Source organism: Flavobacteriales bacterium, from assembly GCA_021296215.1.
Taxonomy (GTDB): Bacteria; Bacteroidota; Bacteroidia; order Flavobacteriales; family ECT2AJA-044; genus ECT2AJA-044.
This window is the reverse complement of the sequence record JAGWBA010000074.1, coordinates 781-12,833: the sequence shown is the minus strand read 5'-3', so window position 1 is coordinate 12,833 and position 12,053 is coordinate 781. Positions and strand designations below refer to the sequence as shown.

8 protein-coding genes are annotated in these 12,053 nt (G+C 48.1%); 4 read left to right on the top strand and 4 right to left on the bottom strand.

The window, feature by feature from the left end; translation table 11 throughout:
* Positions 1-670: 670 nt before the first annotated feature.
* A complete protein-coding gene (locus J4F31_10580; protein ID MCE2497003.1) occupies positions 671-1,996 on the bottom strand; it encodes a site-specific integrase in 1,326 nt (441 codons plus the stop codon).
* A 131-nt stretch (positions 1,997-2,127) separates the two neighbouring features.
* On the opposite strand from J4F31_10580, the gene J4F31_10575 reads away from it, so the two are divergent.
* Positions 2,128-3,732 (top strand): S41 family peptidase, encoded by a 1,605-nt coding sequence (locus J4F31_10575; protein ID MCE2497002.1) that lies wholly within the window; start codon positions 2,128-2,130, stop codon positions 3,730-3,732.
* Positions 3,733-3,783: 51 nt separating this feature from the next.
* Here J4F31_10575 and J4F31_10570 read toward each other — a convergent pair whose 3' ends face one another.
* From J4F31_10570 to J4F31_10560, 3 genes are all read right to left on the bottom strand, one after another.
* Positions 3,784-4,038 (bottom strand): hypothetical protein, encoded by a 255-nt coding sequence (locus J4F31_10570; GenBank protein ID MCE2497001.1) that lies wholly within the window; start codon positions 4,036-4,038, stop codon positions 3,784-3,786.
* A 79-nt stretch (positions 4,039-4,117) separates the two neighbouring features.
* On the bottom strand, positions 4,118-5,653 hold the full coding sequence (locus J4F31_10565) for a glycine--tRNA ligase (protein MCE2497000.1): 1,536 nt from the start codon (positions 5,651-5,653) through the stop codon (positions 4,118-4,120).
* 24 nt (positions 5,654-5,677) lie between these two features.
* Positions 5,678-7,324 carry a S8 family peptidase gene (locus J4F31_10560; protein ID MCE2496999.1) on the bottom strand — a complete coding sequence of 549 codons (1,647 nt, stop codon included), beginning with the start codon at positions 7,322-7,324 and terminating at the stop codon, positions 5,678-5,680.
* Between the two features lie 103 nt (positions 7,325-7,427).
* On the opposite strand from J4F31_10560, the gene J4F31_10555 reads away from it, so the two are divergent.
* The 3 genes from J4F31_10555 (at position 7,428) to J4F31_10545 (ending at position 11,806) form a co-directional block, all read left to right on the top strand.
* Positions 7,428-7,997: a DUF3109 family protein gene (locus J4F31_10555; GenBank protein MCE2496998.1), complete on the top strand. Its 570-nt coding sequence runs from the start codon at positions 7,428-7,430 to the stop codon at positions 7,995-7,997.
* A 332-nt stretch (positions 7,998-8,329) separates the two neighbouring features.
* Positions 8,330-9,313 (top strand): ribonucleotide-diphosphate reductase subunit beta, encoded by a 984-nt coding sequence (locus J4F31_10550; protein ID MCE2496997.1) that lies wholly within the window; start codon positions 8,330-8,332, stop codon positions 9,311-9,313.
* A gap of 57 nt (positions 9,314-9,370) precedes the next feature.
* Positions 9,371-11,806 carry a ribonucleoside-diphosphate reductase subunit alpha gene (locus tag J4F31_10545; protein ID MCE2496996.1) on the top strand — a complete coding sequence of 812 codons (2,436 nt, stop codon included), beginning with the start codon at positions 9,371-9,373 and terminating at the stop codon, positions 11,804-11,806.
* The last annotated feature ends 247 nt before the right edge of the window (positions 11,807-12,053 follow it).

Sequence of the window (12,053 nt, the reverse complement as noted above, 5' to 3'; positions counted from 1 at the left end):
GAAAATAAATTGTTAAACCCAAAAACTCTGCTAAATTGATTGATAATTTCTGTCCAATTTATAGGGGGTCAATACAGAAGCTCTTGTGGGAATTGTCAGATGAATGGTATCGTACATAACACTTAGTGTTAGGAATGACACCTTACTATAGTTCTTTTCTTAAAGTTGAAACGATTCGTTCAATAGATTTTGTAGAGCTGCTGTTTGTCTCCCCTCCTTTGATATAATCGTTCAATTGTGCTATTGAGCAATAGATTAGTTTTCCAGAGAGCTTGTAACACTGTAGCTTGCTTGTTTGAATGAGCTTATAGAATTGTGATATCGAGACACCCAAGTAGGTTGCTGATGCTTTCGAGTTTAAAAAGTGATTTTCAGGCTTCAGAGAAATGCTGGTATTAGACTTTTCTAGCTTTCCGAGTAATGTTGTATCTTTACTATACATGATAAAAAACAATTTTTGTTTTGCCCTATAACTGTTGCAGCAGGAGTAGGGCTTTTTTTATTTAATACTCTCAAATATAGGCAGATAGAGGGTTTTTCGAAAGTGAGATATTGACTTTTAATCCACATGTGGGAAAAATCAAATAGCCTAAAAAGCGGCTTTATCGGTCGCGTAGAAAATACAACTTTCAATTAGAAATAGACAGAATTGAAACTCGAGTAATTCACATTATAGCCTGAAATCAACTGCGTTTAATTTGGCGGAATCGGTTGCTCTGACGTATTTATCGGTGTGCTTGGTCGATGTGTGTCCCAAGTTAGAGGCTATAACACTCTGATTTACCCCGTTCTCGGCTTGCAGAGTTCCAAAAGTATGACGGGAACAATAAAACGTTATATGCTTTTCAATTCCGGCGCGGCGCACCCAAGTTTTAATGACCTTATTTGTTCCGTTGGTGGAGGGTAATCCAGGGAAGACAAGTTGGTCCGGTTTGCCATGACTTCCCATTATTTCAAGGGCGTATTTATTGAGAGGAACTCGAACGTGTTGTCTGCCGTTCGTTTTGTGTCTCGAGTAGTTTAAATATCCATCCTTTATTTGTGAGTAGGTCAAGGCTTTAATTTCTGACAAGGTTATGCCCGTAAAACAACCAAATAGAAAGGCTCTTTTAGCTTGAGGGTTTCCACAAGGTGATTCTATCAGTAACTTTAAATCTTTCCTAGAGAGTACCTCTTTCTTGATGTGATCTGACTCCCCTTTGATGTAAATACGTCTTGCCGGATTACTTCTTAAGTAATCGGAATCAATAGCTTCGTCCAGTACTTTTTTTAGGGTGGAAAAGTAGTTTCTTGCCGTTTCCGTAGCCAAATTCCGTTCAAGATGTTTTGCAATTTTCTTACACTTTGCTTCATCCAGCCTAAAAAGAGGAAGACTTTCATTTAGAATTGAGCGAAGGTGCTTTTTAAGGCCATCAATCTTTCGATAGTCCCTCCCTTCGTAGTCCTGACGATAGTGCTCAAGGAATTCAAAAAACCCTATTTCAGAGGGTTTCTGAGCAAGGTCATAGTTCTCGCTTATCAAGTGCTCTTGAATCTTAGCGGCTACCCTTTCCGCTTTGTTTTTACTTTCCTTGTAACCTTTAGTCCCTTGCTTGTATTTCGGGAGATCAAGCCTCTTTCTTATTTGCCTTCCGGCTTGGCTGTAGTGTAAGTAGAAGCTTACTTTCCCAGACGGTAATGGTCTTTCCCAGATATTGACCTTCATGAAGCGATGCGTTGAGAATGTGATAAAATATATGGTACAATGTATCACAATTTGATAAAAAATAACAGATGGCTTTTCAGGATTCTCTAAATTGTCAACAATAATAAGGGATAAGGCACTACAATAATAGGGGTTAAATTTATGGTTCGATTCCCGCCCCGGATACTTCTGAACGGCCGATCTGAAAAGATCGGCTTTTTTTGTTCTTAGTTTTTCCTGTTGAGATCTGAGTGGGCCAAGAGCGTTGTTCGTTCTTCGTGTTTCGTTGTTCGTTTTGGAGATGTCTTTCAAGATTTCGGTATCGATGATCGATGAACCAATCACCCCCCCCTCCATCGGCCCGTAGGGCCAAATAAAACAACACGGGGACTTTCTGCGTTTTCCTCACACCTTTGTACCTTCAAACGCTCTAGACGAACCTTATGAAACGACGTTGGCAGATTTGGGCGCCGACCGCCTTGGCCTTTACCCTAGTACTCGGTATTTATATCGGCATGAAACTGGACTACGGACAAAGTGCCTATGTGCTCATGGCGCCCGACCGGCAGCATCAGAAGATCAATCAGTTGATCGACTACATCAATCGTGATTATGTGGACGAGGTAGACACTGATTCGCTGCTCGATAAGACCATCGAAGACATTCTCGGGCAACTCGACCCCCACAGTATATACATTCACCGCTCCGAATTCAGTGTGGTGGAAGAGAGTATGCAAGGTAATTTTCAGGGAATCGGTGTGGAGTTCGAGTTGCAGCGCGACACCATTGTTGTGGTTTCTCCCATTTCGGGCGGACCTTCAGAACAGTTGGGGATTGAGGCCGGGGATCGGATCGTGATCGTAGACGGTGATACTGTTGCAGGAGTCGGACTTCAGAATCGCGACGTGATCGCGAAACTGCGCGGAGAAAAAGGTTCTACGGTGGATGTACAAATCTATCGGACCGGTTCATCCAAACTCCTCGATTTTACCATTGAACGCGACGATATTCCACTCGTGAGTATCGATGTGGCTTACATGATCGACGATGAAACGGGATACATCAAACTCAGCCGATTTGCCGAAACGAGCTATGCAGAATTTGCGCAGGCGAGGAAAGACCTTCTGGAACGCGGAATGAAGAAATTGGTCTTTGACCTGCGCGGGAATCCCGGCGGCTACCTACATATTGCCGATAGGATCGCAGATGAATTCCTGGCCGACGGAGAATTGATCGTATTCACCGAAGGAAGATCGCGCGAGCGCAAGTATTATTATGCAACGTCAAAAGGAGAACTCGAAGATATGCCGGTGGTCGCGCTGATCGACGAAGGAAGCGCCTCGGCCAGTGAGATCATTGCCGGAGCACTACAAGATAATGACCGCGCCGAGATTATTGGCCGACGCAGTTTTGGTAAAGGCCTTGTTCAGGAGCAGTGGGAGCTGAGCGATGGATCGGCTTTGAGACTGTCAGTGGCGAGGTATTACACGCCCACGGGTCGCTGTATTCAAAGACCCTATACAGATGACCGGGAGGCTTATTATCTCGAATCGTTCCACGACGATTACGATGAGGTCGTAGAGGTCGATACCCCTGAAATGAAGGAAGAGATCGAGGAATTAGTATTCACTACTCCCGGAGGCGACACGGTTTATGGTGGAGGTGGTATTATGCCCGACGTACTGATTCCGGTCGATACGGCAGGCCGAACACGATGGTTTTACGAAGTGCTCAGCTACGGAAACTTGAGGAAATTCAGCTTTGAATACGCCGATAGCCATCGGGAAGATCTCAAAGTGAAGTATGTGGACGCGGCGGAGTTTTCGCATTCGTTCGAGTTGCCCGACGAGGTGTATCAAGACTACTTGAATCAAGTCAAAGAAGGTGGGGCTCAAACGGAATGGGGGCGAAATGAGCGATCAGAGTTCCTCGTCCGAACGCGCATCAAGGCGATGATCGGAAGGCAGATATGGGGCACCGAGGCGTTCTACCCGGTAATCCACCAAACGGACTATACGCTGGAAGCCGCGACAAAGGCTTTGAAATAAAAAAAGCCGCTCAACGAGCGGCTTTTTTTATTCTAGTTGGAATGGAAATACTTAGTGAGCAGCCTCTTCTGAGTGATCACCTTCTACCATTTCCTCAGCTTCTTCCATCATGTCGTCAGCAGTAGAGTCTGCCTCTTCCATCATGTCAGACGCTGTTGAGTCAACAGCTTCTTCCATTTCTTCGCCGGCTTCCATTACTTCTTCTTGCACATCTTCCATGTTACCTTCGTCTGTGCTGGCTCCGCCACCACATGCTACGAAAACACCCATGGTAGCTGCCATCAACCAAAAGCTTACTTTTTTCATCGGTTTCGATTTAATAGGGTTAGTTTCTCAGGGGGCAAAGGTAGTGAATTTAATGACCTAAGCAATATTCCCTTGAAAATTAGGAGGTTAAAACCTTAGACCAATTAGATTGATCTCGAAGAATCTGAACCACCCGATCTACAGGCACGCGCTCTTGCGACATGGAGTCGCGTTCGCGAATCGTTACCTGATCGTCGTTGAGCGAATCGTGGTCGATCGTGACGCAATATGGCGTGCCGATGGCGTCTTGGCGACGATAGCGCTTTCCGATTGCATCCTTCTCATCGTATTGGCAATTGAACTCAAGCTTGAGCCGATCCATGATCTCCCTCGCTTTTTCCGGTAGCCCATCCTTCTTGACGAGCGGAAGTACGGCCACTTTTACAGGGGCCAATACGGGCGGAATATTCATTACCGTACGGGTCGATCCGTCCTCCAAGGTTTCCTCGTTCAGTGAATGACTCAGGACGGCCAGGAACATACGATCGAGTCCGATCGAGGTCTCTACCACATAGGGAACATAGCTCTCACCCAATTCTGGATCGAAGTATTGCAACTTACGCCCGCTGTGTTCTTCGTGGCTCTTCAGGTCAAAATCGGTCCGGCTGTGGATTCCCTCCAACTCTTTGAAACCCATAGGGAAGCGGAATTCGATATCGGCCGCTGCATTTGCGTAATGCGCCAACTTTTCGTGATCGTGGAAACGGTAGCGATCGGCGCCAATTCCGAGGTTTCGGTGCCATTTCATGCGCTCTTCTTTCCAGAACTGGTACCACTTCATTTCCTCACCCGGGCGAACGAAAAACTGCATCTCCATTTGTTCGAACTCACGCATGCGGAAGATGAATTGACGGGCGATGATCTCATTGCGGAACGCTTTTCCGATTTGAGCGATACCAAAAGGCACCTTCATTCGGGTGCTCTTTTGAACGTTCAAGAAGTTTACGAAGATCCCCTGAGCGGTTTCGGGTCTCAGATACACCTTATTCGAACCCTCGGCCGTAGAGCCCATTTCGGTTCCAAACATCAGGTTGAATTGGCGGACATCGGTCCAATTCTTGGATCCCGATACCGGGTCGGCAATGCCCAACTCTTCTATCAGCGCCTTAACATCGGCCAGATTTTTCGCGTCGAGAGAGCGGGCCATGCGCTGAATGATCGTTTGCTGCTCTTCGCGATACTGCACTACACGCAGGTGCGTACTCACGAACTGCGCTTCGTCGAAATCGTCACCGAACCGCTTGCGAGCCTTCTCGATCTCTTTTTCGGCCTTGGCCTCTAATTTAGCGCAGTAATCCTCGATCAACACATCGGCGCGATAGCGCTTCTTCGAATCTTTGTTGTCGATCATTGGGTCGTTGAACGCATCGACGTGTCCCGATGCTTTCCAAACGGTCGGATGCATGAAGATGGCTGTGTCGAGACCCACGATATTCTCATGCATTTGAGTCATCGATTTCCACCAATACTGCTTAATGTTATTCTTGAGCTCGGCGCCATAGGGGCCGTAATCGTAAACTGCGCTCAGTCCGTCGTACACCTCGCTACTCGGGAATACGAATCCGTACTCCTTGGCGTGCGATACGATCGCTTTAAGTTGATCCTCTTGTTGCATGCCGCAAAAGTAGGAAACCCGCGGCTATTCTATAACGATTTTTCGACGTTCTACTGCACCTTCGGACGACTGCAATTCAAGCACATACCAACCCGCTTGGATCGATCTTATATCGACCTGCTCCGACCCTGCACTCAGGGATCCGGCCGCAGCGCATTGACCAAGCGCATTGTAAAGTCGGTAGTGGGTTACAGATTGGGTGCCTAGCGGCACGATGTGCAACTCGCTCGTCGCAGGATTCGGATAAACTTGCCAAAGACCCGAACGGCCCAGTTCATTCAGCCCGATCGTCCTCAAAGAATCGCAGAAGTATTCTACTTCCTCCAGAGTAGCGAGCATGTTGAGTTTACCTTCGGTGGATACCAGTCCGGCGAGTGAAGCATTGGGAACGGCACTTCGGAAAAGCAATTCACGGAACCAAAAGGCCGCTGAGTCGGGGTTGCTATTCGCGAGTTCGATCAACTCGTCACAGGCCATGGAATGCATGAGCCCGAGGGTGCCGGTTACGTGAGGGGTAGCCCCTGATGTGCCCCCAAAACCTCCGTGTCCACCACCGAGATCGGTTGTGTAGGTTCCGGCACCGTAGGCGCCAATGTCGATGGTGCTGTCTCCATAACCGGCCTGTACGACCTTGAGGTCGTTTTGGTCCATGTTCGTCACCGAGATCAAATAATCGGACGGGCAGGCGGTCGGAAGGTCACCGATAACGTCTACGTCCTGATTTTCGTTGATCGTAGCACCACAGCTCAGGACTCCTTCGATCCCTAATGAGTCGTATATGTTGCACCAAAGTGGAGCTGATGAGGGTTGACCGAAATCGATTCCCCAGGAGGCGTTGGTAGAGACCACGTATGCCCCTTCAGCACCTTCGGTAGTGTTGTAGCGTCGTCGTTGGTTTAGAATGTAACCATAAGAGGCGATGGCATTCGCCTCACCGGGTCCGCCCACGATGATCATGATTTTCACATTCCAATTGACCCCGGTAACGCCAATGCCGTCGTTTCCTTGGGCGCCGACGATCCCGGCCACCGGTGTTCCGTGCCAACCGCCCCAAAATCCATCCTGGATGTCGTCGTTTCCGGAGTAAACGTTCCAGCCGAGGTAGTCATCGACATATCCGTTGTTGTCGTTGTCGGTAGAATCGCCCGGAACCTCCATTCGGTTGACCCAAAGATTGTCCCCGAAATCGGTATGCGCCATATCGATCCCATCGTCGATCACGGCCACGACGATCGTATCGCCCTTGATCGTGAGTCCGCCCGTGGAGATACTCCACGCCTCTTCGGCATCGAGGTCAGCGGCTGGATTGAACAAGTTGTTGTACTGCCATTGGCTCGAGTATAGAGGGTCGTTCGGGATGGTGCGCAATGTGGTTGGTCTATTACCCTGTGCGGCCACCACGGCAGGGTGGGCTACCGTCCAACGGATCGATTGGTCGACCGGTACTGCGGGGTTGAATCGCAAATGGTACATGCGTAATTCGGCACTGAGGACCGCTTCGGCCCGTAGGGCCAAAATCGGATGTTCCTTATTCAGGTCTTCGATGAGTTGATCGACGGAATTACCCGGGAAAAGCTGCACGAGTACGTCTCCGGGATTGGGGGCTGCGCTTTCTTGTGCAGAAACGGCTAACCCAAGAACCAGGGCGAGAAGGAGAAAGATTCTTTTCATGAAGTAGATATAGGATCGTAAAGATATTAATAATTACGGGTGGCGAACGGAATAGGTTAGTCGCGATTCTACTAAATCAGTCGCGGCTTCGTAGCTTTGCGGCATGATCAAAGTGGGAGAAACGTTAGTTAGCGAGGATTTCTTGGAGCGCGAGTTCGTTTGCAACCTTACGGCTTGTAAAGGAGCGTGTTGCGTAGAGGGAGATGCCGGGGCTCCGCTGCTCGAAGAGGAGTTGGCCGTGCTCGATGAAGAGTACGAAAAATTCGCAGGTCATTTACGCCCCGAGGGTCGCGCTGCGATCGAGAAGCAAGGGCGGTACCTTCGCGATCGCGACGGAGAATTCGTAGCGCCATTGGTTAGTGGCAAAGAATGTGCATACACGACCCTTGACGACGACGGTAAAGCCATGTGCGGTATTGAGCAAGCGTGGAAAGAAGGCGCTACGACCTTTCGTAAACCAGTTAGCTGTCACCTTTATCCGGTCCGCGTAGTCAAGTATCCCAGTTTTGAAGTGGTGAACTACCACAAATGGCCGATCTGCTCTGCCGCCTGTTCATTGGGTCAAGAACTCGGTGTTTCGGTATTCGAATTTACGAGAGAAGTGCTCCGGCGGCGGTTTGGCGACGAGTGGATCGCCGAAATGGAGATCGTGGCCAAAGAATGGACTCCTTGAATGTTCTCGGAGTGTTAATCGAGCGTGAATTCTATGTGAAAAAAAAACGCCTGAAAAGTTTGGAAAAATGACTTTTCAATGACCGTAAGGGTTTCGCGGATTTGACCTCCAACATACTGTTAATAAATCCGTTTCAATGTGAATAAGTGCATGTTGACTGGTGAATATTTAATGTAAATATTTGTCATGCACCTTGGCTAACTAGCCTCTGCAAAAATCAAATTTACGAGACGAACAGTATTTAAAAACGCCCGCTTAGCGGCTGGATGAGGGTCTTTTTGTCTCCGATTTATAGACTGCGAACGACAGAATAATCGACAAAACGACAACGAATGAACGCTGCACAAGACGAACCCATTTTAAGAGAAAACAAAGACCGCTTTGTCCTATTTCCAATCGAGCATCACGACATTTGGCAATGGTACAAGAAAGAAGAGGCGAGCTTTTGGACGGCGGAAGAAATTGACCTGCATCAGGACATCACCGACTGGAACACCAAGCTGAACGACGACGAGCGTCACTTCATAAAACACGTACTCGCTTTCTTTGCTGCCAGCGATGGGATCGTAAATGAAAACTTGGCCGAAAACTTCGTTAATGAAGTGCAATACACCGAGGCGAAGTTCTTTTACGGGTTCCAGATCATGATGGAGAATATCCATTCAGAGACCTATTCTCTGTTGATCGACACATACATCAAGGATCCGGAAGACCGCGACCGTTTGTTCCACGCCATCGAGAATTTCGATGCGATCAAGAAGAAGGCCGATTGGGCCATTCGCTGGATCGAAAGTGACAGTTTTGCCGAGCGGTTGATCGCTTTTGCAGCGGTTGAGGGAATCTTCTTTAGCGGAAGTTTCTGCTCTATTTTTTGGCTGAAGAAACGAGGCATCATGCCCGGTCTAACTTTCTCCAACGAGTTGATCAGTCGCGACGAGGGATTGCACTGTGACTTCGCCGTGCACCTCCACAACAACCACTTGGTCAACAAAGTACCGAAAAACCGCATCAAGCAAATCATCACCGAAGCACTGGATATCGAGCGCGAGTTTATTACCGAGGCATTGCCCGTGAACTTGATCGGAATGAACTCCAAGTTAATGACCCAGTATCTCGAGTTCGTTGCAGACCGCCTATTAGTCGAGCTGAATTGCGAAAAGGTCTATGGCTCTGAGAACCCATTCGACTTCATGGATATGATTTCCCTACAAGGAAAGACGAACTTCTTTGAGAAGCGTGTAGCCGAATACCAGAAGGCAGGTGTGATGAGCCAGTCTGCCGAGGACAACAAGATTTCATTTGACGCGGATTTTTAATCCGATCACGAGTAACCAACATTTTAACCCAACCCCTCCCCAAAAAGATATAGGCGTATGTACGTATTAAAAAGAGACGGTCGTAAAGAAGCGGTGAAGTTCGACAAGATCACTTCTCGAATCCAAAAACTGTGCTACGGATTGAATCCGCTCGTAGAACCAACTTCAGTGGCCATGAAGGTCATCGAGGGTATCTACGAAGGAGTGACCACATCGGAGCTCGACAGCTTGGCCGCCGAGGTTGCTGCCTCTATGACCACGCGTCACCCCGATTACGTGCATTTGGCTGCGCGCATCGCGGTGTCTAACCTCCACAAAAATACCGAGAAGTCGTTCAGTGAAACCATGACCATGCTGTACGAATACATCAACCCCAAGACCGGGCTTAAAAGCCCCCTTATCGCGGATGATGTACACGAGATCATCATGGAGCATGCGGCCGTGCTCGATAGTACTTTGATCTACGATCGCGATTTCAGCTACGATTACTTCGGCTTCAAGACCTTGGAGCACTCGTATTTATTACGCGTTAATGGAGCCATCGCGGAGCGACCTCAGCACATGCTGATGCGCGTTGCTATCGGTATTCACAAGGAGGATATCGATGCCGCTATCGAGACTTACGAGTTGATGTCGAAGAAGTACTTCACTCACGCCACGCCGACCCTTTTCAACTCCGGAACACCGAAGCCTCAGATGTCGAGCTGCTTCTTGTTGACCATGAAAGGCGACAGTATCGATGGTATTTACGATACGTTGAAGCAATGTGCCAAAATCTCTCAATCTGCCGGTGGAATCGGACTGAGCATTCACCACGTTCGTGCAACGGGATCTTATATCCGAGGAACCAATGGAACATCGAATGGTATCGTTCCAATGCTTCGCGTTTACAACGACACGGCTCGTTATGTAGACCAAGGAGGAGGTAAGAGAAAAGGAAGCTTCGCAATTTACGTAGAGCCATGGCATGCCGATATCTTCGACTTCCTAGATCTCAAGAAGAACCACGGAAAAGAAGAAATGCGCGCTCGCGATCTCTTCTACGCTTTGTGGATTCCAGACTTGTTCATGGAGCGCGTAGAGCAAGATGCCGAGTGGACGTTGATGTGTCCTAATGAATGTCCCGGATTGCCCGACGTACACGGTAAAGAGTTCGAAGAACTCTACTTAAAGTACGAGTCTGAAGGAAAAGGACGTAAGACCATTCGCGCACGCCAGTTGTGGGAAGAGGTGCTCGAAGCACAGATCGAGACCGGTACACCTTATATGCTTTACAAAGACGCCGCGAACGGAAAATCGAACCAAAAGAACCTCGGAACCATTCGTTCATCGAATCTCTGTACCGAGATCATAGAGTACACTGCCGAAGATGAAGTAGCGGTATGTAACCTCGCTTCTATTGCCTTACCTAAGTTCGTTAAAGAAGGCAAGTTCGATCACCAGCTATTGTTCGACATCACCTATAAAGTGACCAAGAACTTGAATAAAGTAATCGACCGTAACTATTACCCAGTACCCGAAGCGCGCAATTCAAATATGCGTCACCGTCCTGTTGGACTCGGTGTACAAGGCTTGGCCGATACCTTTATCATGCTACGCTATCCCTTCACCTCTGAAGAGGCGAAGAAGCTCAACGCAGATATTTTCGAAACGATGTATTACGCAGCCCTGACCTCGTCGAAAGACTTGGCCAAAGAAGAAGGTACCTACGAGTCGTACGAAGGATCACCGATCTCTAAAGGTGAGTTCCAGTGGAATATGTGGGGCCTTAAAGAAGAAGATCTCAGCGGTATCTGGGATTGGAGCACCTTGCGCGAGGAGATCATGGAGCACGGAGTACGCAACTCTCTCTTGATGGCTCCGATGCCAACGGCCTCTACTTCACAGATTCTCGGAAATAACGAGTGCTTTGAGCCGTATACGAGCAACATTTACACCCGTCGTGTATTGAGTGGCGAGTTCATCGTAGTGAACAAGCATTTGCTCATCGACCTCGTAAAATTAGGCTTGTGGAACAGCGAAATGAAAGATGAGATCATCCGCGCAAATGGATCGATACAACACATTGATGTGATCCCCGATAACATCAAAGAACTTTACAAGACGGTTTGGGAATTGAGCATGAAGGATATCATCGATATGGCGGCCGATCGCGGTGCGTTCATCGATCAATCTCAATCCATGAACCTGTTCATGGAGAACGCCAACCTCGGCAAGGTTACTTCTATGCACTTCTATGCTTGGAAGAAAGGTCTCAAAACAGGTATGTACTACCTCCGTACCAAGGCGGCGGCAGATGCCATCAAGTTTACGGTTCAAAAGCAAGCCAAAGCTCAAGTAGAGCCTGTGGTTTCTGCCGAGCAAACCGAAAAGATTCAGGAAGAACGCGTCAGCAAACTCGAAGAGGCCGCCAAGAAAATGGCTTCAGAAAATGCCGACATGATCACTTGCTCGATCGACAATCCTGATGAGTGCGAAGCTTGCGGAAGTTGATTAGAGTGCAAATCGTTTAACTACGCAAGAAACCCCGGACACCGCGAACATGTCCGGGGTTTATTTTTTTAGCCTAAATTGTCCATAGAAAAGGCGCTGTATTAAATCGCACGTTCACTTGCGATTTAATACATATAAACTATAAAGACGTCTACTACTGACGATCTAGTGCAGCTTCGGCAGTTTTTGTCGGGGCTGTTTTTTTGTATCGATCCGGATCGTACACGACCTCATTCTTCCATAGCGT